At 70.5% G+C, this 20717-nt stretch carries 19 protein-coding genes; 7 read left to right on the plus strand and 12 right to left on the minus strand.

Translation table 11 applies throughout. The features are described from left to right. Positions 1–147 precede the first annotated feature (147 nt). Together NKJ07_RS20620 and NKJ07_RS20625 are read right to left on the minus strand one after the other, a co-directional pair. A complete protein-coding gene (locus NKJ07_RS20620) occupies positions 148–1302 on the minus strand; it encodes an outer membrane protein assembly factor BamB family protein (protein ID WP_318570796.1) in 1155 nt (384 codons plus the stop codon). Further along, a complete protein-coding gene (locus NKJ07_RS20625; RefSeq protein WP_318570797.1) occupies positions 1299–2333 on the minus strand; it encodes a M48 family metalloprotease in 1035 nt (344 codons plus the stop codon). The genes NKJ07_RS20620 and NKJ07_RS20625 overlap by 4 nt, the downstream gene beginning before the upstream one ends. Before the next feature lie 289 nt (positions 2334–2622). Here NKJ07_RS20625 and NKJ07_RS20630 point away from each other — a divergent pair, with 289 nt between their 5' ends. Next, on the plus strand, positions 2623–3744 hold the full coding sequence (locus tag NKJ07_RS20630) for an aminotransferase class V-fold PLP-dependent enzyme (protein WP_318570798.1): 1122 nt from the start codon (positions 2623–2625) through the stop codon (positions 3742–3744). A gap of 118 nt (positions 3745–3862) precedes the next feature. After that, positions 3863–5575 carry an alkaline phosphatase family protein gene (locus tag NKJ07_RS20635; protein WP_318570799.1) on the plus strand — a complete coding sequence of 571 codons (1713 nt, stop codon included), beginning with the start codon at positions 3863–3865 and terminating at the stop codon, positions 5573–5575. Positions 5576–5637: 62 nt separating this feature from the next. On the opposite strand, the gene NKJ07_RS20640 is transcribed toward NKJ07_RS20635, so the two are convergent. The 7 genes from NKJ07_RS20640 to NKJ07_RS20670 all read right to left on the minus strand — a co-directional run bounded on the left by NKJ07_RS20640 (position 5638) and on the right by NKJ07_RS20670 (position 13511). Further along, positions 5638–7932, minus strand: coding sequence for a vWA domain-containing protein (locus NKJ07_RS20640; RefSeq protein WP_318570800.1), 2295 nt, complete (start codon positions 7930–7932; stop codon positions 5638–5640). Between the two features lie 6 nt (positions 7933–7938). Continuing rightward, a complete protein-coding gene (locus tag NKJ07_RS20645) occupies positions 7939–8667 on the minus strand; it encodes a DUF7289 family protein (RefSeq protein ID WP_318570801.1) in 729 nt (242 codons plus the stop codon). Then, positions 8657–10702, minus strand: a complete 2046-nt coding sequence (locus tag NKJ07_RS20650; protein ID WP_318570802.1) for a DUF7266 family protein — start codon at positions 10700–10702, stop codon at positions 8657–8659. The genes NKJ07_RS20645 and NKJ07_RS20650 overlap by 11 nt, the downstream gene beginning before the upstream one ends. Further along, the gene (locus tag NKJ07_RS20655; protein ID WP_318570803.1) at positions 10699–11652 is read right to left on the minus strand and encodes a hypothetical protein; all 954 of its coding nucleotides are present in this window, start codon (positions 11650–11652) and stop codon (positions 10699–10701) included. Before NKJ07_RS20655 ends, NKJ07_RS20650 begins: the two co-directional genes overlap by 4 nt. After that, positions 11646–12290, minus strand: a complete 645-nt coding sequence (locus NKJ07_RS20660) for a DUF7288 family protein (RefSeq protein WP_318570804.1) — start codon at positions 12288–12290, stop codon at positions 11646–11648. Before NKJ07_RS20660 ends, NKJ07_RS20655 begins: the two co-directional genes overlap by 7 nt. Beyond that, positions 12284–12787: a DUF7287 family protein gene (locus NKJ07_RS20665; RefSeq protein WP_318570805.1), complete on the minus strand. Its 504-nt coding sequence runs from the start codon at positions 12785–12787 to the stop codon at positions 12284–12286. The genes NKJ07_RS20660 and NKJ07_RS20665 overlap by 7 nt, the downstream gene beginning before the upstream one ends. Positions 12788–13130: 343 nt before the next feature. After that, a complete protein-coding gene (locus NKJ07_RS20670; RefSeq protein ID WP_318570806.1) occupies positions 13131–13511 on the minus strand; it encodes a Rid family detoxifying hydrolase in 381 nt (126 codons plus the stop codon). A gap of 157 nt (positions 13512–13668) precedes the next feature. Here NKJ07_RS20670 and glyA point away from each other — a divergent pair, with 157 nt between their 5' ends. Beyond that, the gene (glyA, locus tag NKJ07_RS20675; RefSeq protein WP_318570893.1) at positions 13669–14931 is read left to right on the plus strand and encodes a serine hydroxymethyltransferase; all 1263 of its coding nucleotides are present in this window, start codon (positions 13669–13671) and stop codon (positions 14929–14931) included. 116 nt (positions 14932–15047) lie between these two features. On the opposite strand, the gene NKJ07_RS20680 is transcribed toward glyA, so the two are convergent. Further along, a complete protein-coding gene (locus NKJ07_RS20680) occupies positions 15048–16970 on the minus strand; it encodes a BCCT family transporter (RefSeq protein WP_318570807.1) in 1923 nt (640 codons plus the stop codon). A gap of 114 nt (positions 16971–17084) precedes the next feature. Between NKJ07_RS20680 and NKJ07_RS20685 the strand changes: the two genes are divergently transcribed. Both NKJ07_RS20685 and NKJ07_RS20690 read left to right on the plus strand, forming a co-directional pair. Next, positions 17085–18332 (plus strand): NAD-binding protein, encoded by a 1248-nt coding sequence (locus NKJ07_RS20685; RefSeq protein WP_425504788.1) that lies wholly within the window; start codon positions 17085–17087, stop codon positions 18330–18332. 106 nt (positions 18333–18438) lie between these two features. After that, on the plus strand, positions 18439–18879 hold the full coding sequence (locus NKJ07_RS20690) for a universal stress protein (protein ID WP_318570809.1): 441 nt from the start codon (positions 18439–18441) through the stop codon (positions 18877–18879). Positions 18880–18975: 96 nt separating this feature from the next. On the opposite strand, the gene NKJ07_RS20695 is transcribed toward NKJ07_RS20690, so the two are convergent. Both NKJ07_RS20695 and NKJ07_RS20700 read right to left on the minus strand, forming a co-directional pair. Continuing rightward, on the minus strand, positions 18976–19164 hold the full coding sequence (locus NKJ07_RS20695; RefSeq protein ID WP_318570810.1) for a hypothetical protein: 189 nt from the start codon (positions 19162–19164) through the stop codon (positions 18976–18978). An 81-nt stretch (positions 19165–19245) separates the two neighbouring features. Then, on the minus strand, positions 19246–19662 hold the full coding sequence (locus tag NKJ07_RS20700) for a hypothetical protein (protein ID WP_318570811.1): 417 nt from the start codon (positions 19660–19662) through the stop codon (positions 19246–19248). Between the two features lie 153 nt (positions 19663–19815). On the opposite strand from NKJ07_RS20700, the gene NKJ07_RS20705 reads away from it, so the two are divergent. Continuing rightward, positions 19816–20385, plus strand: coding sequence for a DUF8173 domain-containing protein (locus NKJ07_RS20705; RefSeq protein ID WP_318570812.1), 570 nt, complete (start codon positions 19816–19818; stop codon positions 20383–20385). 65 nt (positions 20386–20450) lie between these two features. Next, positions 20451–20681, plus strand: coding sequence for a hypothetical protein (locus NKJ07_RS20710; protein ID WP_318570813.1), 231 nt, complete (start codon positions 20451–20453; stop codon positions 20679–20681). Positions 20682–20717: the final 36 nt, after the last annotated feature.

Consider the following 20717-nt stretch of genomic DNA (forward strand, 5'->3'; position numbering starts at 1 on the left):
GTCCTTCGTCGCGGCGGCCGTCACCATCGCGTAGACGCCCCCCGGCCCTCGACAGTCCGGAACGCCCTTTCTCACCGGAGTGAACCAGCGCGACGAGCGGCGGCGCGGTCGCGGCCGACCGGAGCGACGGCCACGCGCCGGCGCGCCTCAGAACTGGTCGCGTCGCCAGTGGGCAACGAGTTCGCGGTCGCCCGTCCGCACGACGACCCCGGGAGCGAGCGCGAGACCCCGCGGGCGCGTGTCGATCGGCGGGCGCCAGCGCTCCGTCCCGTCGGGAGCGACGCCGAACAGTCGACGGTCGGTGGCGACGAACACCCCCGCGGACGTCGCCACGGGACCGGCGCTGAAGCGCCGACCGACGTCGCCGCCGTCGGGGAGGCCGAACGTCCAGCGCTCGCGGCCGTCGAGCGAAACCGCCGACAACCCTGAGCGTTCGAGGAGGTAACACCGGTCGCCGGCGACCGCGAGCCCGGACGGGGACGCGACCGGCACCGACCACTGGTCGACACCGTCTTCGAGCGACACCGAGACGAGGCCACGCTCCGAGGCGGCGAGGAGCCGGCCGTCCGTCACGACCGGCGGGATCCGACGGACGGGACCGAATCCCGCGTCGCGTCGCGTCCACCGCACGGTGCCGTCGGCGGCGACGGCGACGACTCGTGGGCGCGAGTGTCCGAGTTGGACGACGGCGACGCCGGACGAGACCGCGAGCACGGCGTCGCGGGCGACCGCCGGGGACGACCCCTCCGTGTCCGTGTCGTCGGATGCGGCCGCGGGCGCCCGGTCGCTCTCGACGACCGGCGTCGTCCACCGCCGCGTCCCGTCGGTGTCGAACGCCGCGAGCCTCCCATCGTCGGCGAGGGCGACGACGCGGTGGCCGTCGCTGTCGACCGCCACGGGCGACGCGTCGAGGGCGGTCCGCCAGCGCTCCGTTCCGTCTGCCCCCACCGCGACGAGCGCGGTCTCGGTGCCGAGGTAGGCGCTCGACTCGCCCGCACAGTCACGGCGGATGACTTCGGTGGTGGTCGCCGCTCGCCGCTCCCCGTCCATGGGGTCGTACGCGGTGACGACGCCGCCGTCGAGCCACGTCTCCCGCTCGACGTCGTACCGCCGGACGGAGCGCGAGACGGCGAGCACCCCACCCGACGGCCCGTAGACAGCCTCGCCGTCGCCGAACGCTCCCGTCGCGTCCGACGTGGTCCAGCGGACGTCGCCGCCGCCGGGGCGGTAGCCACAGCCCGCGAGTGCCGCCAGGCCGAGCGCGCCCGCGAGGAGCCGACGGCGGGGGACGCGCCACGTCACGGGCCGGCCTCGGCGGACGCCGCGAGCTCCTCCAGTCGGTCGATCCGGTCGCGGGTCGGCGGGTGCGTCGCCGGGAAGATGTCGCTGGAGAGCAGTTCGCGGTCCCCCCCGAACTGGTAGGTGTCGATCGGCGCGACGTACAGCGCCTCCAGCCCGCCGTCCTGTTCGCGGAGGTCGGCGTCGGGGAGATCGCCCATCGACTCGTCGAGCGTCCGGAGCGCGCTCGACAGCGCCAGCGGATCGCCCGTGATGGCGGCCGCCCCGCGGTCGGCGGCGTACTCGCGGTACTGCGACAGGAGCCGAAAGAGCAGGAAACTGCCGGCCCAGAACAGCGCCGATACCGCGAGCGTGAGGATCGCGCTCACCACGAGGACGACGATGATCGCCACCAGCCCCTTCGCGCCGTCGCCGTCGACGTCCTCGAACGCGCCGGCGGTGTGGAACACCCCGCGAAGGACGAAGAACGCCGCGATCGCGACGGCGTACGTCAGCGTCGGCAGGAAGTACGCGAGCGTCATCACGGTCACGTCGCGGTTCTTCACGTGGGCGAGTTCGTGTGCCAGCACCGCCTCGCGCTCGCGCTCGGCGAGCGTGTCGAGCAGGCCGCGCGTGACCACCAACGTCGCCTCCTGGGGGCGGCGACCGACGGTGAAGGCGTTGGGGACGGAGCTCTCGGTCACGGCGAGATCGGGGACGGGCGCGTCGGCTTGGGCGGCCAGCCGCGAGAGCGTCGCGTGCAGGGCCGGCTCCGACTTCTCGGAGACGCGACGCGCGCCGACGGCGCGGAGCGCCATCCGCTCGCCGAAGACGTACTGGACGACGAACCCCCCGGCGACGACCGGGACGACGGTCCACAGCGGCACCACGAGCCGACCGTTCCACGGCCGGTCGGTTGCCCACGCGAGGAGTTCGAAGCCGACGGCGTTGACGAGAAAGACCATCGTGTAGACGAACGCGACCGGCATGACCGCGACGACGACGAGCGCACCGAGGACGCGCAGTCGGAGGCCGTCGTCGCGTTCCCACTGCATCACGACCACCGCCGCGAGTGAGGGGCGTTCGCGGGCCGCAGTGTGAGCCGACCGACGCCACGGCGGCCACGACGCGTGCGGTTCGGACGACTGCCGGGGGGAGGGACGGAGACCATGTCGGTCCGAGGGTGTGAGGGCGACGCAAATAAATCGTCGTGACTGTCCGCGTTCGATGGATGCCCGCGCGACCCCGGGGCGGTCGTTCCGTCGGCGCATGAGGTGCGAAGAGGGGCGTCCATCGTGCCGGAGACGCAACGCCGAACACCCCGGGGACCGAACCCGTCGGTAGATGAATCCGACCGAACTGCGTGCGTCCATCCCCGCCCTCGAAGAGGTCGTCTATCTGAACACCGGCGCGAGCGCGCCGCTCCCCCGGCCGATCGCCGAGAGTGTCCAGCAGTGCGTCGAAGGGCACGGCTACGACTCGCCGACGGGCGAGGGGATGTACCAGTACGCCTTCGACGTGTACGACGAGGCACGGGCGGCGGTCGCCGGCCTCGTCGGCGCGACGGAGTCCGAGATCGCGCTCACGCAGTCGACCACCGACGGGATCAACCGCATCGCCTGCGCCAGCGAGTGGGAGCCCGGCGACGCCGTCGTGACGACCGACGTCGAACACAGCGCGGGCGAACTCCCGTGGCGTCGCCTCGCGGACATCCACGGCATCGAGGTCCGCGTGGTCGAGACCGACCACGGCCGACTCGACCCCGACGACGTCGCCGCCGTCCTCGACGACGACGTCCGGCTGGTGTCGCTGTCGGCCATCGACTGGGAGTACGGCCGCCGGTTGCCCGTCGAGGCCGTGGCCGACCTCGCACACGACGCCGGGGCGCGCCTCCTCGTCGACGCGGTCCAGGCCGTCGGACAGCGCCCCGTCGACTTCGCCGAGTGGGGCGCGGACTTCGTCGCCGCCGCCGGCCACAAGTGGCTCCTCGGGCCCTGGGGCGCGGGCTTCCTCTACGTCAGCGCGGGCGCGGAGGAGTGGCTCACGCCCCGACAGATCGGCTACCGCAGCGTCGCCGCCCACGGCGACGGAGCCTACGAGTACAAGTCCGGAGCCCAGCAACTCGAAGTCGCCACCGCCAACCCCGCCCCCTACGCCGGACTCGTCGAGGCGATCGAGCACGCACGCGCCAACGGGGTCGACGCCCGCGCCGCGCGGATCGAAGAGCTCACCGACTACCTCAAGTCCCGGATCGCCGACGACCACCTCCTGAGCCCGCGGGCGTACCACTCGGGGCTCGTGACCGTCGAAGTCGACGACCCCGCGGGCGTGGTCGAGCGGCTCGACGAGCGCGGGGTGAAGGTCCGCGTCATCCCCAGCATCGACTGCGTGCGCGCCTCGGTCCACGCGTTCAACACCCGCGACGACCTCGACCGGTTCGTCGAGGGCGCGGGTCTGGCCGAGTGAACGAGGCGGCCGAGTTCGGGGCGGCCCCGACAGGACGCCGCTAACCACCCGCTGGAGCCGACGCCGGTGAACCGTTAGGCAGTCCATGTTAATGCCGAGATCACGCCTCTGAGGGGCAATGACCCGGCCAACGGTCCTCCTCATCGGTGTCGACGCCGCCTGTTTCGAGCAGCTCGACCCACTCGTTGCGGCGGGCGAACTCCCGACGATCGAAGCGCTCGTGGCGCGCGGGGCCGCCAGCGAACTACGGACGACGTTCCCGCCGTGGACGCCCTCGGCGTGGCCGTCGGTCGTGACGGGCGTCGAGCCGTGGCGGCACGGCGTCTACGACTTCCACTCGTACGACGGCCCGACGCGGCTCGTCAGCGCGGCCGACGTCCGCGTCCCGTTCCTCTGGGAGACGCTGTCGGCGCACGGCCACTCGTCGATCGTCGTGAACGTCCCAGTGACCCACCCGCTGCACGCGTTCGACGGCTCGCTCGTCCCCGGCTACCTCGCGCCGGAGGGGCCGACGGTGCTGGTCGACGGCGTGGAACGGACGCTCGCTGAGCTCGGACTGGACGACTACAGCGTCTACGGCCGCGACGCCGGGTCGAGAGGGGAGCGCGTCGCCGAGTACGAGCGGCTGGTCGACTCGCGGGTCGCCGTCGCCGAACGGCTCGCCGCCGAGCACGACTGGGCGTTCATGATGGTACAGTTCCAGGCCCCCGACTCGGTGTTCCACACCGACGGCACCGACCCGGAGGCCGTCGCCCGCGTCTACCGCCGGGTCGACGCCGGTGTGAAGCGCCTGGTCGACCTCGCGGGCGAGGACTGCGACGTGTTGCTCGTCTCGGACCACGGCATCCAGCAGTACTCGCGGGTGCTCTACCTCAACGCATGGCTCCGCGACCGCGGCGACCTCGTCACCGCCGTGGCCGCGACGCGACACGTCTGGAACGAGGGCGAGAAACACGCACTCAGGGAGGGGGACGCCGGCGGCGACGACCGCGGGAGGGGAACCGATCGGGAGCGAGCGACGCGACGTGGACGGGTCGCGCCCCGCGCGCTCGCCGGACTCGCCCGCGTCGGCTTCACCCCGGCGCGGGCCGAACGCCTCCTCGCCCGCGTCGGCCTCGACGAGGTCGTCGCGCGGGCACTGCCCGAGTCGGTGCTCCTGGAAGTCGTCGACGCGAGCGCGCACGTCGACACCGAGCGCTCGGCGGCGTACTGCCGCTCGCTCTCGTCGCTCGGGATCCGGTGTAACGTCGCGGGCCGCGATCCCGGCGGCGTGATCCCCGCGGCGGCGTTCGACGCGTTCCGCGCCGCGCTCGTCGACGACCTCCGCGCGCTCCGCGCGCCCGATGGCTCGCCCGTGTTCGAGGCCGTCGAGGACCGCCACGCCCTCGTCGGCGCCGTCGCGAACGAGGCGAGCGCCCCGGACGTCCTGCTCCGGCCTGCGGGCATGCGCTGGAAGGTCTCCGACGTCGTTCGTGAACGCGTTTTCGGCGAGACCGACGAGTTCAGCCACACCTGGACCGGGCTCGTCGTCGCCGCGGGGCCGAGCGTGACTGGCGAGTTCGCCGTCGAGTCGCCCTCCGTGGTCGATATCGCCCCGACCGTGCTCCGGCTGTTCGGCATCGACCCGAGCGGACTCGACGGCAGGTCGCTCCTCGCCGACGGGGACGGCGTCGAACCGCGGGCCGACGACGGGGTGGAGCGACGGTTCATCGGCGGCGCGGGCACGAGCGACGGGGTGGCCGCGACCGCCGGAGTGAGTGGGGACGACGGCGACGAAGACGACTACGACGTCGTGGCCGATCGACTCAAACAGATGGGGTATCTCGACTGAGCCGACGGCGACCGATCGACCCGCCGACACGGGCGTGACCGCCACCGCGGCCGCCGAGGTGGTCACTCCTCGACGTCTGCGGTCGTGACATCGATGTCGACGACGTCCCTCGCGGTCGTGTCCTCGGGGAGTCCGATCTCGTACAGCATGACGAGCCGTTTCGGTGCCGCGTCGTTCGCGCCGAACGCGAAGACGACGATCGCCTGGTTGCTCGCGAGGGTGAAGGTGTCGTTCGCGTCGACGAGCGCGTCGCTCGTGCCCTGTTTGAGCGTATCGTTGCGGATGTCGCCGTCCCACCAGGCGCTCGACTCGTCGATCAGGGGGCCGGCGTCGTCGCCGTCCAGATACACCGTGACGTTCGAGGGCGGCACCTCGGTGCCCGACGACTCGTCGATGTCGGTACAGCGCAGCTCCACCAGGTCGGCCGCAGTGGCGTTCTGTTGGACGATGTCGGTGACACCGTACTCCTCGCAGTTGTACGACGTCGCGTTGATGTCGGTGAGGTTCCCGTCGGCCGCGGTCAACGAGAAGCGGAAGTCGGGGGCCGTCGGGTCGTTCACGTTGACGTTCGGCGCTCCGTCCTCGGTGACCGTCGCGACGTAGTCGGCGTTCCCGCCGAGCGACGGCTGGTAGACGCTCCCACCCGTGCCCGCCGACAGCGTCACCGGCTGGTTCACGACGACGTCCGTCTCCGCGATCGTCGCGAACACCTCGGAGAACACGTCGCTGAGGTCGTCGTCCTCGGCGGCGTAGTGGTACGTCCCGCCGGTCTCGTCGGCGATCGCTTCGAGCGTCGCGTTGTCCGCGCCGTCGCCGAAACCGACCGTGTGGATCGTGACGTTGTTTTCGGCCGCGACCGCCGCCTCGTCGATCGGGTCCGATGCGTCGTAGTCGTCCTGTCCGTCGCTCAGGAGGACGACGATCGGCTCGCCGGCGCTTTCGCCCTTGAGATCGTGGACGACGTTCGCACGGTGGATCCCGGTCGCGCTCTCGGTCCCGCCGCCGGTGACCAGCCGGTCGATGCTGCCGTTGAGGCCCGAACTCCCGAAGTCGTCGGTCATGTACTTCCCGTTCGGCGTCGTCACGTACCGCGTGTACTCGCTGCTGGAGAAGCCGACAACGCCGCCGCGATCGCGGGACTCGTTCATCAGGCTGACGAACGTCTTCGCGGCCGCCTTCGCGCGGTCCATCCGCGTCTCACAGCCCGGGTCGTTGGTCTGTCCCCAGCGGTTCCCCGGGCCGTTGATCGGATTGAGCGACGAATCGGTGCAGTAGGTGTTCGCGTCGTCGTCGTAGTTCATCGATCCCGACTCGTCGAAGACGAACACCACGTCGATCGGCCGGCGGTACGCGACGTTCGTCTCGAACTTCTTGACCGAGCTCACCTGCACTCCCTCGGCGAGCGGCCGAGCCGTCGCAGTGTACCGGTTCGAGGCGTTCTTGTCCACCATGATCGCCGCCCTCGTCGTTTCGACCGTCGTGTTCGGGTTCGAGACCGAGAGGTTGACCACCGCGTTGCGGCTGTCGTCGGTGCTCGCGGGTAGGTCCGCGCTCGTGAGCTCGACCGCGACCGTGTTGGGACCGGTAGACTGCGCGGGGTTTCCGGTCTCCCGTTCGAGGTACGCCGCCCAGCCGCGGTGGTACTCGCTGGTGACTGCGATCGTGACGTTGTCAGGCCGGCGACACTCCTGCGCTCCGGTGAACAGCCTGTCCTCGAAGGTGGCGCTCTGCGTCGCCGAGAACGCACCGCGTTTGATCACGGTCGCGCGGTCACCCCCGACGCCGCTGGTGAGGTTCAGCAACGAGACGTCGACCGTCCCGTCCGCGACCGTGATGTCGGGCGGAGAGACCACCGCCACCCCGAGCCCGCCGTCGGAAACGCGGAAGATGCCGCCACCCTCGTAGACGGTCGTCTGTCCACGCTCGTCGTAGCGGATCGAGCTCATTGGGAGCGTCACGCTGCAAGCCCCGCCGCTGACTGACACGCTGACCGTGCCCCCGGCGCTGCCGTTCCGCACGTCGATTGATTCGACGGAGTTCTGTGCGAACGACAGTTCGGCGGAGGTCGCTCCACTCCTCGACAGTGACGAGAGTCGGCTGTCGACCTCCCGGACCTGGAGCTCGTTTTCCTCCTGGTCGATGTCGGTCTGCAGCGAGTTGAGCACGCCCGCGCCCGCGACGGAGACGACGACGATGCCCGTGGCGACCATCCCGATGAGCAACACGGTCCCGACCGTCTCGCTGGCCGCCCGGACGTCCGACCCGAAGTCGGGTCGCGTCCCCGAGTCGTCTACTCCCGGCGGAGTCTCGTCGTCGGTGCGGTCGTCGTCTGCCGTCGAGTGTGTGGGTTCGTCCATATACGTTCACTCCAGCGTGACCGAGACCGTCGTCCGTCGCACGAACACGCGGTCGGTCGAACACGTGTACGTGTCGGGCCCCGAGACCGTCCACGAGGGCCGTGAGTCGAAGTACTGCTGCCACCGCGGGTCCGACGTGGTGACGGAGACGCCGGTCACCGACTGTGGGGCGCGGGACTCGGGGAACACGAGGGTCGACTCGGACCGGAAGAACGCGGCCTGTGCGGTCCCCCCGCCGACAGAACTGGTGTCGAGGGTGTCCAGCCGGACGATCGACACCGTAGCGTGGTCGGCCGCACACCGGATCGACGGTGACGAGACGACGACCGTCCCGCCGTCTTGCGTGCGGAAGACGGCTCCCCCGACGTAGGAGACGACCGTGTCGCTCGTCCGGTACGCCAGCCCGCCGGTCTGGATCGTCTCGGAGACGCCGGTGCCGCCGACGTCGACGGTGAGCGAGGTGCCCGTCGTCACGGCGAGCGAGGCGTCGGTCAGCGAGATCTCCCCCGTCCGGGCCGGGCTCTGACCCGCCTCCAGTTCGTCGACGCCCTCGGCGAGCGTGACGAACCCCCGTTCGGCGGCCTCCGCGCTGGCCCCGTCCCTGACGTCGGTCAGCGATGACATGCCGAACACGGTCACGAGGCCGACGCCGCTGACGATGAGCGCGAACACGAGGACGAACGAGACCGTGTCGCTGACCGCGCGGTCGTCGCGCGGGGAGCGATCACGAGCCATCGTCGACCTCCCGGACGACGACCGCGGAGAGGGTAGCGTGGCCGCCCCCGTAGTACGAGGCCCCCTCGACCGTGATCGTGAGGCCGTTCTCCACGTCGACGGTGAACGTCCGGTCGTACGCGGTGTTCTGTCCGCCGGCCACCCCGCTGATGTCCTGATACGAGCCCCGTTGCTGGTCTTCGATTTCGACGCCGACGTAGCCGTAGGCGTCGACGTCGGACGGGTCGTTGAACTTCAGCGTAACCTCGTACGTGCCGTCCGGAATCGCCTTCGAGTACGTCAGGTCGTTGTAGTAGTCGCTCTCGCCGGTCTGATACACGTAGTCGTCCTGGGTGTCGGCCACCGGCTGCGAGGTGGACCAAGCGTCGTACCACGGGACCGGCAGCGCCTCGTACCTGACCCCGTCCTGTGAGGTGTACTCCCCGCCGTTGACGTTCGCCGCCCAGACGATGTCGTCGTCCTCGACGAACACGAGCCGCGTCGTCGAGTCCCGGTAGCCGTCGTCGTCGGTGACGGTCAGCTCGACGACGTAGAGCCCCGGCGAGGTGTAGTTGTGGTTCGTCGTCTGCCCCGTGCCGGTCGAGCCGTCGCCGAAGTCCCACTCGTAGGCGGTGATCGACCCCTGGGGGTCGTCAGAGCCGGCCGCGTTGAACGTCACGGGGTTGTCGACCGTCGGACCCCCGGGAGCGAAGCCGAACTCGGCGTTCGGCCCGCTGATCGGCTCGATGACGAACCGCGAGGCGTAGTACGTCCCGTTGACCGAGTAGCGGAGCCCGACGGTGACGTTCCGGCCGACCATGCTGACGTTCTCGCGGAACTCGGTGAGCTCGACGGTCCCGACGGAGTTCTGCGTGATACGCGCGCGCTCGTCGTCGGTCTCGATCCGCGGTGACGACTGGTCGTCCGTCAGCGCGACGAGCTTCCCGCCCGCGTCGAGCGACATCCCCGCGGCGTCGTCCGTGTCACCGTCCTGGCCGTAGTCGGCCCAGCCGGCGTCGTTGCCGCCCACGTACACCTCGACGCTGTCGCGTGCGGTCCCGTCGCTGAGGAGTTCCCGTGAGTCGCGGTCGCTCAACGAGCCCACGGTCGAGACGTTGGCCTCGGGGTCGACGAGGACGTCCTCGACGTACACCGGCTGGTCGAAGTCGTTCCGGACGCTGAAACTCACGCCGCCCTGGAAGCCGTCGCCGTCGGCGTCGAACGCGAGCGCATCCTTCTGGTAGACGAGCCCCGACACGACGACCTGCTTCGTGACGTTGTCGGTCGCCCCCTCGCTGTCGGTCGCGGTGAGCGTGACCGTGTACCGACCCGGCTCGTCGTACGAGTGGGTGACGACCCCGCCGCTCGTCTTCGGGGAGCCGTCGCCGAAGTCCCACGTGAACGAGTCGAGGTTGCCGTCGAGGTCGGCCGTGTCGTTGACGAACAGGACCGTCTCGTTCGGGAAGGGGATGTACGGATCGTAGGCGAAGCCGGGGATCGGCGCGCGGTTCGTCGGGTCGACGGTGTCGCGGAGCGAGCCGCGCCGCGAGACGCCCCGACCGATCCCGACGTTCGGCCCGACCGTCTCCGTCCGGGGGACCGCCTCGGTCGCCACCCCCGTCGCGTTCGCGGTGATCCGCCACCCGTCGGTCAGCCGGCCGAGCGACAGCGGCGTCTCGTTGGCGACGGGCACGACGACTGTCACCGACGGACCGGCGCTCCGGAGTTCGAGACACGTGTCCGCTCCGGGCGGGCAGTCCGTCGTCAGGGCCGCGGTGTAGGACGCGGCCGTCGACAGGTCGGGCTGGTCGGCCCGGAGCGTGACGTTCGTCCCCTGCTGCCCGAGCCGGTCCGCCTCGGCGATGTCCGCCGCGAGCGCGTTGCCGACCGTCTCCAGCTCCGCGCGGACGGCCCGCTCGCGCCGGTCGTCGACGTAGCCCGAGGCCGTGACGAGGAGGCTGCTGACGAGGATCGTCGTGAGCGCGATCGCGAGCACGTAGTTGACGGTCGTCGCCACCGCGCGGCCGTCGCGCCGGAACGCGCGCGGCGGGCTCACGGATACACCGCCACCGTCCGGGTCGTGTTCGCGGTCGTCTCCCCCGTCTCGGACGTCGTCGTGATCGTCGCTTCCCAGACGACGGGCGCGTTGCAGGGACCGGTGCCGACCGGACACGACGACAGCCCGTTCGGCGGCGACCCCTCGGTGACGAACGCGTACTTCCCCGTCGCGTTCTCGCCGTTCTCGATCCGGATGTCGTAGGTGTCGTCGAGGGGTTCGGTCAGGTTGAACGAGCAGTCGCCGCCGAAGGCGGTGCCGCGCCGCAGGTCGAGCAGGAGCCGCCCCCGCGACGGCGTACACGGCTGTGCGGCGGTCCCGTTGCCGCTCGACAGCGCCGTCTCGACGTCGACTGTCTCGGAGTCCGCCCCGGTCGTCGTGTTGCGCGAGAGGTACAGCACGCTGGTGTCGGTGCCGTCGTCGAGGACCACCCTGGCCCGGTCCGAGCCGGTCGCGTCGGAGACGTTCGCCGCGTCGAGGTTCAGGACGGCCCAGCCGACGCGCCGGGACGTATCGACAGGCTCCCAGTCGGTGGCGCCGCCCGCGGAGCCGTCCGCGGTGAACGCCCCGTCCGTCGACTGGAGGACGCGCGTCCCGTCCGCCCAGTCGTGCAGGGAGACGTTCACCACGCCCGGCCGTTCGCGCAGCCGCGACTCCGCGTGGAGCCGCGCGTACGTCGACACGTTTGCCCTGACGGCCGCGTCGAGCGCCGCCTGGTCGGCGTACGGCCTGCGGTGGTTGACGTACAGCAGGAGCCGCGGAACCTCGCCGGCGGCCGCCCGGTCGAACCCCTCCGCGACATCGAGGTCCGCTCGGGCCTCCGAGTCGGCGAGCGAGTCTGCGAACAACACGCCGTTGAACGCGACGGCGAGCGTCACCACGACGAACGCCAGGGCGATGCTCCCGACGAGGATGAGCTGGCCGGCGTCGTCGTCGCGGAGGCTCACCATACGGTCAGGCGCACCTCCACGACGTTGTAGATCGGGCTGGCCGGGGCCGCGTCCGGGATCGGGAAGTACCCGTCACCGTCGTCCGGGTCGGTGTCGTACTCCCAGAGCTGGCGCTCGTCGTCGTTGACCGCCTGGTCGAGCGTCGTGTTGTCGAACAGCGTCACGCGCTGGCTCGCCGACACCGCGTCCGGCCCGGGCGGTCCCCGGTACACCAGCGGGATCGATCCCCCGCCGTCGCTCACGTTCGAGACGTTCCCCCCGCGGTAGTGGAGCACCAGGTTGTAGGTGTAGCCGTTCTCGGCGAACGTCTCCTCGAACGCACCGTCGAACAGCTCCGGTGGGGGGCCGTCGGCCCCGTAGCCCGACGACGCGTCGACGGCCCCCGCGAACGTCTGGTCGGTCGCGTCCCACTGCCGGATCGCCGCCGCGAAGTTCGTCTCGGGATCGTCGGCGAGCGTGCGCAACAGGTCGGTCGCCTCCGTCGAGAGCTGTGCCCGCGCCGACTCCGACACCTGTCCGCCCGTCGTCGGCGTGGCGACCGTCGCCTGGAGCGCGAACAGGACGGCCGAGAGGAGGACGATCGAGCCGACGAACCCCTCTAGCGTGAACGCCTGGCCGCGCTCGTCGGGAGTCACCACACTCTCACCACCAGTCGGTAGCGGACGTCGTCGACCACGACGAGCCGCGTCGTCGTCGCGGCCCGCTGGTCGTGGTAGTCGGCTCCCGCAGTCACGTCCCGCCCCGCGACGGCCGTCCCGTTCGCGTGCTCGAGGGTGACGTTCGCGAGCGTCGTATCGCGCAGGTCGTAGTCGCTTCGGAGCGCCGACATCGACCCGTTCGCGAAGAACGCCGTGACCGACGAGGAGTCGAGCCTGGTCGGGTAACCCTCGACGGAGAGGTTCGCCACCAGATCGGTCGAGAGCCGGTCGGCGACCGCCGCGTTGGAGCCGCCGGCTCCGGCCTCCACCGTCCCAAGCGCGGAGGGGACGTACGCGAAGACGAACGCGACGGTGAGGAGGAACACGCCGATCCCGACGGCGAAGTCCTGGGTGGTCTGAGCGCGATCAGTCATCTGACGGTGGATCGTGATCGCCCCCGTGTCGGGGAGCAGTCGATCGCCCGCCACCGGAGCCACGGCGGGGTGTCGGTCCACTCGGGGACGGAACGCTCGCTGTCTCGCGGTTACCGGGGGAGGGCGGTCCGCGTGCCCGGTTCATTGAACGTCCGTTCAGTTCGGTGGCACTTAGTCGTATCCCAATGAGTATCAGAATAGATAACAAGGCTGCTCGCGGGCAGGTGACGGCCGCGGGAGTTCGGGGGGTGTAAGAAGCTCGTTCGTGGGACCCGACCGGCATTCCCCTCCAGGGCACGGGGTCGGATCGGACCGACCGTAGGGGCGACGAGCGCGGGGACGACGGCCCGTCGCTCGTCGCCCCGGTCGTGTGGCAGGTCGAGGGGCGGTGTCTGTGGACCGTGACTCACTCGACGGCCGCGATGGCCTCGATCTCGAGGGCCGCTCCTTTCGGGACGTTCCCGACCTCGATGGCGCTTCGTGCCGGGGGTTCGTCGTCGAAGAAGCTCCCGTACGTCTCGTTCATCTCGTCGAAGTCGTCGATATCGTCGAGGAAGATCGTCACCTTGAGCACGTCGCCGAGGTCGAGCCCCTCGCTATCGAGGATGGCGGCGACGTTCTCCAGACACTGTTCGGTCTGTGTGGCGACCGACTCGTCGTCGAGCAGTTCGCCCTCCGGCGTGAGCGGGAGCTGGCCCGCGGTGAACAGGAGGTCGTCGGTCGCGGTCGCCTGGCTGTACGCGCCGACTGCGGCGGGTGCGGCGTCGGTGCTGATGACGCGTTTCATGCGAGAGAGACGTCTCGGCGCGACCACATAAATCGGGCGAAACGGGCACGCTCGGCGGCGCGTACGACCGGATCACGGCGTTCGGAGTCGTGTCAAATACGCCTCAGCTGAGACACACCGACACGGATGCCGCCGCGGTCGTTGGGCCATGGTACGGATGACGAGCGAGTTGACGGATCCACTGCAGGAGACGGACCCGCAGGTGCGGGCGGCGCTCGACGACGAGCGCGCCCGTCAGGAGTCGACGCTGGGGATGATCGCGAGCGAGAACCACGTCTCGGAGGCCGTCCTCGAAGCGCAAGGCTCCGTGCTCACGAACAAGTACGCCGAGGGCTACCCCGGGTCGCGGTACTACGGCGGCTGCGAGTACGCCGACGAAGTCGAACGGCTCGCCATCGAGCGCGCGACGGAGCTGTGGGGGGCCGAACACGTCAACGTCCAGCCTCACTCGGGGACGCAGGCCAACATGGCGGTGTACTTCGCCGCCCTCGACCCCGGCGACCGGATCCTCTCGTTGAACCTCACACACGGCGGCCACCTCTCGCACGGCCACCACGTCAACTTCTCCGGCCAACTGTACGAGGTCGAACAGTACGACGTCGACCCCGACTCCGGCTACATCGACTACGAGGGGCTCCGCCGAATGACAGAGGAGTTCGAGCCCGACGTGATCGTCTCGGGCTTCTCGGCGTACCCCCGCGAGGTCGACTTCGAGCGCGTCCAGGCGGCGGCCGACGACGTGGGCGCGTTCCACCTCGCGGACATCGCCCACATCACGGGGCTCGTCGCCGCCGGGGTGCACGCCTCGCCCGTGGGCGTCGCCGACTTCGTCACCGGCTCGACGCACAAGACCGTCCGCGCGGGCCGCGGCGGCATCATCATGACCGAGGAGGAACACGCCGACGCCGTCGATACGGCGGTGTTCCCCGGCGGCCAGGGCGGCCCGCTCATGCACAACGTCGCGGGCAAGGCCGTCGGGTTCAAGGAGGCGCTCCAGCCCGCGTTCGTCGACTACGCCGAGCAGGTCGTCTCGAACGCGAAGACGCTGGCCGGAGTGCTCCGCGAACGCGGCTTCTCGCTCGTCTCGGGGGGCACCGATACGCATCTCGTCCTGGTCGACCTCCGCGACAGCCACCCGGCGCTCACGGGCGCGGACGCCGAGGCGGCGCTGGACGAAGTGGGCGTCGTGGTGAACAAGAACACCGTCCCCGGTGAGACCCGCTCGCCGTTCGTCACGAGCGGCGTCCGGATCGGCACGCCGGGGATCACGACCCGCGGCTTCGGCGAGTCCGAGACCGAGCGGCTCGCGGAACTCGTCGCCGACGTCCTCGACGCTCCCGACGACGAGGCGACGATCGACCGCGTGGGCGAGGAAGTCGACGCGCTCTGCGCCGACTATCCGGTGTACGGCGGGGCGTGAGCGGCGACGCGACGGCGCCCGTCGAGTCGACCTGTGGGGCTGCCCGGGCGCGGCAGGCCGGCCGCGATGAAGCCGGAGGCACGGACGCGGCCGTCGATGGGTCGTCGGCCGGGAGGTCAGTCGTCCTCGGGCGGCGCGTCGGCGTCGCCGGTGTCGTCGGTCTCGCGGGACGGCTCGGGAGGGTCGTCGGGGCCGAGCGTCCGCGGGAGCGCCGGCACGGTCGGGAATGCCGACAGCCACGGGAGCCAGGGTCGGTCGAACCCTTCCGTCCGGTAGAACGAAAGCGTCAGCCCGGCGAGCGCGACCAGCGCGAGGAGCGCGAACGGGCCGCCCGTCAGCACCGCGACGGCCTGGAGCGCCTCGCCGCCGCCGACGAGGAGGACGCCGACGGCGACGCTGCCCTGGACGAGGCCCCAAAAGAGGATGCTCCCGCTCGTCGGCGCGAGTTCGCGCCGCGTCGCGAGGATGGAGACGACGAGCGTCGAGGTGTCCGCGGAGGTGACGATGAAGACGACGATGAGCGCGAGGAAACAGAAGACGAGCAGCCGACTCAGGGGCAGCGCCGCCAGGAGCGGGAAGCCTGCGACCGCTTCGCTGCCGCCGTACGCCTCGATCGTCCCGAGGATGTCCGCCCGGCCGGAGTGCTGTAACGAGAGGGAGGTCCCGCCGACGAGGACGAACCAGACGACGGTCGCGGCCGACGTGGCGACACCACCCGTGAGGACGACCGTCCGAACCCGCCGGCCCTTCGAGAGCGCCGCGAGGAACAGGCCGGCGAAGGGGGCCCACGAGAACCACCACGACCAGTTCCACACGGTCCACGCCGCGACCCACGGCCCGTCGAAAAAGAAGCTCATCGGCACGAAGTTGCCGAGGTAGGAGCCGAGGGCAGCGGTGCCGACGTCGACGACCGCCGAGCGTGGGCCGACGCCGACCAGGAGGAGCGCGAACAGGCCGAACAGCGCGAGGTTGACGCCCGAGATCCGTCGGATCCCCCGCTGGACGCCGCTCTCGGCGGAGACGACGTAGATGAGCGTCAGCCCGGCGACGAACACCACGGGGCCGAGATCGCCGTAGGCGACGCCCCACTGGAAGTCGATGCCCGCGAGGAACTGCTGGGCGACGAACGCGATCGAGGTGGCGATCCCGCCGATAGTCGCGAAGATGGCCAGGACGTCCACGAGCGTCGCCCACCGTCCGGAGAGCCCGTCGACCCCGAGGAACGGGGCCAGGATGGTCGACACCCGCAGGGGCGCGCCGCGCTGGTAGGTGAAGTACGCGATCGGCACGCCGATGACGAGGTAAGCGCTCCAGGCCGACAGCCCCCAGTGGAACAGCGCGTACGTCAACGCGGCGACGACGGCGGCGTCCGAGCGGGGGGCGACGTCGAAGAACGGCGGCGGCGACCGGTAGTGAAACAGCGCCTCCGCCGGCCCCCAGAAGACGATGCCGGCGGCGATGCCGGCGGTGAAGAACATCGCGAAGTACGTCGGGTAGGTGTAGGTCGGTTCGGCGTCGGGCCCGCCGAGTCTGACGTCGCCCCACGGGCCGAAGAGCAAGAAGAGACAGTACGCCACGCAGAGGACCATCGCGCCGAGGAACACCCAGCCGAGCTCTTCGAGCAAGAGCGTCTCGGCGGTGGCGACGGCGCGTCCGGTCGCCACCGGCAGCGCGAACTGCGCGCAAAAAAAGAGCGCCAGCACGGCCACCGGCACGCCGAACGTCAACGGGTCTTGTTGGGCGAGAAAGCGCCGGAGCTCCGTCAGGGGCGAGAGATGCCGGACGCGGAGCAGATAGGGCGCGCTCTGACGGTCGTCGCCGGTGTCGATCTCGTCTTCGACCGGCAGGAGCGCGAGATACGCCAGCCCCGAGCCGAAAAAGAGCAGGGCGGCGACGAGCCAGGCTCGTCCCGGGATGACCGACCCGACGAACAACGGGAAGAAAAAGCCCGTGACGACCAACACGCCGGAGAGCGCACACACCGGGAGCAGCGTCTTCCGGACGGCCGTCTCCACGGCGCTGTACCCGTGTGTTGCCATGTCGTGACCCTCGGTCGCATTCGGGTTAGACCTGTCGCCGAGCCGACCGACCGCGGTGGGGACGGGTCGGTCGCGCAGACTTTTATATAACGTCACCCGGTATCACTGAGCACGGTGGTGAACGACCCGTCGGAGCCCCAGGCACGCGAGACGCGGACGGACGCGACCCTCCGCGAACTGTTCTCCCACGGCGAGCGCGTCCCGCTCGTCTACTGGCGGCGCTTTTCGGGCGCGAAGACGACCGTGCTCGCGACCGGGACGGTCGCCGTCCTCGCGTTTATCACCGGACTGTCGCACCTGAGCCAGGGGGCCGCCGGCTTCGACGGCCCCCTCGGGACGCTCGTTCCGAGCGGGGCGGCCGGCGTCGTCCAGTTCGTGGGGGTGCTGGTGGGGTTCGTCCTCGGGGGCGTCGCGGCGGGACTCCAGCGCCGCTACCGCGTCGCCTGGTGGGGGGCGGTCGCAACGCTCCCGCTCGCGACGGTGCTCCCGCTCGTGACCGCCGAGGCGACCGACGCTCTGCTGTTCGCCTGTGCAGCGGGCACGCTCCCGCTGGTCGTCCGCAATCGGGGGCAGTTCGACCGCCGCCTCGACCTCTCGCCGTTCCAGCTCGCCGCGCTGACCACGCTCGTCGCGGTGCAGGTGTACGGGACGGTCGGCGCGTACGTCCTCCGCGACCAGTACACGGGGATCGAGACGTGGACCGACGCCTTCTACTATATCGTCGTCACCGGCACCACGGTCGGCTACGGGGACGCCACGCCGACGACCGGGGACGCGAAACTGTTCACCCTCTCGGTGCTCATCGTCGGCACGGCGGCGTTCGGCGCGGCGTTCGGGTCGTTCATCGTCCCGGCGCTCGAAACGAGGCTCACGGCCGCATTCGGAACCATGACCGCTTCGGAACTCACCCTGCTCGAGGACCACGTCATCGTCCTCGGCTCCGGCGACCTCACTGAACCGCTTCTCGACGAACTCGACGCCGAAGACGTCGTCGTGATCACGCTCGACACCGAGGCCGCCTCGGCGCTCCGCGAACGCGACGTCAGCGTGCTCACCGACGACCCCACCGACACCGAGGCGCTGTTGGACGCCCGGGTCGACGCCGCCCGTGGCGTCGTCGCCGCGACCGACGACGACGCCCGGAACACCCTCGCGATCATCGCCACCCGGCAGGCGAACCCCGACGTCCGGATCGTCGCGGCGGCGACCGACCAGCGGCACGTCGACAAACTCGAGGGCGTCGGCGCGGACGCGGTGATCAGCCCGGCGGTCATCGGCGGGCAGTTGCTCGGGCGGTCGGTCCGGGGCGAGACGGACCCGTTGTTGGCCGACGAGGACGACGACGCCGCGGCGGGGACGTAGACCCCTCCGACGCGACGCGGCACAGCGCGTCGAGTACGGCGTCGGGAACTTTCGGCTCCCAAAGGTATTTAGTTCGGATCAGAAAACACTCACCGGGTGTCGACAGATGTATGAGAAGATTTTGATCCCGTTCGACGGGAGCAAGGAGGCGCGAAAGGGAGCACAAGAGGGTATCGAACTCGCAGCCGCACTCGGCGCGACCGTCCACGCGCTGTACGTCATCGATCTCCCGGGGGCACCCAGGACGGTGTACCTCAGGGACGACGAAGAGGAACTGCGCGAGGAGTACCGGACGTACGGCGAGGACGTCACCGAGGAGGTCTGCGAGATGGCCGAGACGGCCGGCATCGACTGCGTCTCCGCGATCCGGACCGGGAAGCCAGCCGAGGACATCGTCGAGTACGCCGAGGACGAGGAGATGGACGCCATCGTCCTCGGGAGCGCGTACAAGGGCAAGTTCAGGGCGCTCTTGGGGAGCACCGCCGAGAACGTGGTCCGGACGTCGACCGTGCCCGTGATCACGACCCGGATGGGGTTCGACGAGTAGCGGACTCGTCGCGACGGCCGTGAGCGGGGTGGCGTCCGGCGACCGGGACGCCCCGCCCGTCACCGGCCACGATCCGAACCCGAACCAGCCGGCGATTCAGACCCCGGAGCCGCCGCGCTGGAGCCACTTCGCCCGCAGGTAGATCACGAGGCTCGCGCTCAGGAAACTCACGCCGGCGATCGCGGTGTCCCCCGCCGCCATCGACAGGAGCGCGACCCCGATTAGCGCCACCACGACGAGCGCCAGCGCCGTCGGGATCAGCTTCATGATTGCCTCACGTGCCACGGTGTCCGTCACGGGGGCGAGCGTCAATAGTGTGTCCCCGACGGCCGGCCCGCCACGCCGGACGCGGGCAGTCGGCGGGACTCAAAAGGAGTGTTTGAACTCCCAGTGGTACCGACAGCCGTGACACGTGGCCCACTCCGGCACGTCGAGCCTGTCGGGGTGGCGCTGTCCGTGTTCCATGCGGGTCCGACAGACCGGACACTCCAAGTAGAGCAACTCCAGCTTGGGGAACTCCTCGGGCGGAAACTCGGCGAGACAGCGTGGGCAGTCGATGACGTCGTGTGGGTCGGACTGGCGGATCTCGCTGTCGCACTGTCGACAGCGCACCTGGGCCGGCGGGCGGGTGCTCCAGCCCGTATCGCCCTCGATGGTGGTGGTGTGCGTCTCCGGGATCGACAGGCGGAAGTTCTCGAGGTCGTCGTCCGCCCGGAGCGGGTCGACCAGTCGGTCGACCGCCCGCCGGAGCGTCTCGAACAACACCTGTAGGAAGCCAGTCACGTCGTGGATATTCGACTCGAGAGATATAGTTCACCCGGCGGTGTGGCGGGTGCGTGCACGACGGCCGGCCCCTGCGGGGCGTCAGCGCCGCCCGACGACGCGGGAGCGCGGCCCGGCGACAGGTTTTCCCCCCCGGCCGCGGAACGGTGGCACATGATACCGGGCGTCCGGCGGTTAGTCGCCGTGGCGGCGCAGTCCGTCGGCCCGTCGGCCGTCGTCGACGCGTCGCCCGCGGTCCGGGCCGCGGCCTCGTTCGTGCTCGTGTTGCTGTTCGGGGGCGCGTTGCTGTACCGCTACGGCGCGTTCGTCGACCGCTCGGTCGACTCCTCGAAGGAACGGCCACTCGTGTCGGTGGTGTACGGAGCGATCGGCTACGGGCTCGTCGGCTTCGTCTGTCTGTACGCCTACACCCAGCTGTTCCGCCTCGGCCTCGGGGGGGAGGTCCTCTCGACGGTCGGCGTGGTGGTGGTCGCCTGCATCGCGCTCGTCCTGGCGGGGCTGGGCTTCCTCGTGGTCGGGACGCTGTTGACCGAGCTCAACGGGCAACGACAGCCGTGGTCCGGGCTCTTCGTCGGCGCGGTGGTGAGCGCAGTCGCGTGGCTCGCGCTCCCGCTTCTCGCGAGCGTGGTGGCCTGGTTCGTCGTCACCGCGGTCGGCATCGGCGGCCCGACCCGAAAGTGGGTCCACGCCTCGCGGGCCGAACGCGTGCGAGCGGAACAGTAAAGCCCCACCCCGCCACGACGCGCGACACGGACAACGCTCTTTTCCGTGAGTCCCGTACACCGTCCATGACGCCTGTCGCACTCCAGCTCGGTGGCTCGGGGGCGTTCGAATCCGTCGCCGGTGCCGCCGTCACCGCCGGCGCGCTCGTGTTACTGCTCGCGCTCGTCGCGCTCGGGGCGTTCGCGTACAAGAACCTCCGGGGCGACGGGATCCGGTGGCCGGACGACGTCGACGACGAGGCCACGGACAGCGAGGCCCGGCGCGGCAGTTCCGACGACGAGTGGAAGTACTACTGACCCGACCGCGTCGCCGTGGCCGGCGACGCGACCAGC

Source organism: Salinigranum marinum, from assembly GCF_024228675.1.
Classification (GTDB): Archaea; Halobacteriota; Halobacteria; order Halobacteriales; family Haloferacaceae; genus Salinigranum; species Salinigranum marinum.

Coding starts and splice junctions, on each gene's coding strand:
- NKJ07_RS20625 (WP_318570797.1), bottom strand. CDS start 2,333: ATGCAGTGGGAACGCGACGACGGCCTCCGACTGCGCGTCCTCGGTGCG.
- NKJ07_RS20630 (WP_318570798.1), top strand. CDS start 2,623: ATGAATCCGACCGAACTGCGTGCGTCCATCCCCGCCCTCGAAGAGGTC.
- NKJ07_RS20635 (WP_318570799.1), top strand. CDS start 3,863: ATGACCCGGCCAACGGTCCTCCTCATCGGTGTCGACGCCGCCTGTTTC.
- NKJ07_RS20640 (WP_318570800.1), bottom strand. CDS start 7,932: ATGGACGAACCCACACACTCGACGGCAGACGACGACCGCACCGACGAC.
- NKJ07_RS20645 (WP_318570801.1), bottom strand. CDS start 8,667: ATGGCTCGTGATCGCTCCCCGCGCGACGACCGCGCGGTCAGCGACACG.
- NKJ07_RS20655 (WP_318570803.1), bottom strand. CDS start 11,652: ATGGTGAGCCTCCGCGACGACGACGCCGGCCAGCTCATCCTCGTCGGG.
- NKJ07_RS20670 (WP_318570806.1), bottom strand. CDS start 13,511: ATGAAACGCGTCATCAGCACCGACGCCGCACCCGCCGCAGTCGGCGCG.
- glyA (WP_318570893.1), top strand. CDS start 13,669: ATGACGAGCGAGTTGACGGATCCACTGCAGGAGACGGACCCGCAGGTG.
- NKJ07_RS20680 (WP_318570807.1), bottom strand. CDS start 16,970: ATGGCAACACACGGGTACAGCGCCGTGGAGACGGCCGTCCGGAAGACG.
- NKJ07_RS20690 (WP_318570809.1), top strand. CDS start 18,439: ATGTATGAGAAGATTTTGATCCCGTTCGACGGGAGCAAGGAGGCGCGA.
- NKJ07_RS20705 (WP_318570812.1), top strand. CDS start 19,816: ATGATACCGGGCGTCCGGCGGTTAGTCGCCGTGGCGGCGCAGTCCGTC.
- NKJ07_RS20710 (WP_318570813.1), top strand. CDS start 20,451: ATGACGCCTGTCGCACTCCAGCTCGGTGGCTCGGGGGCGTTCGAATCC.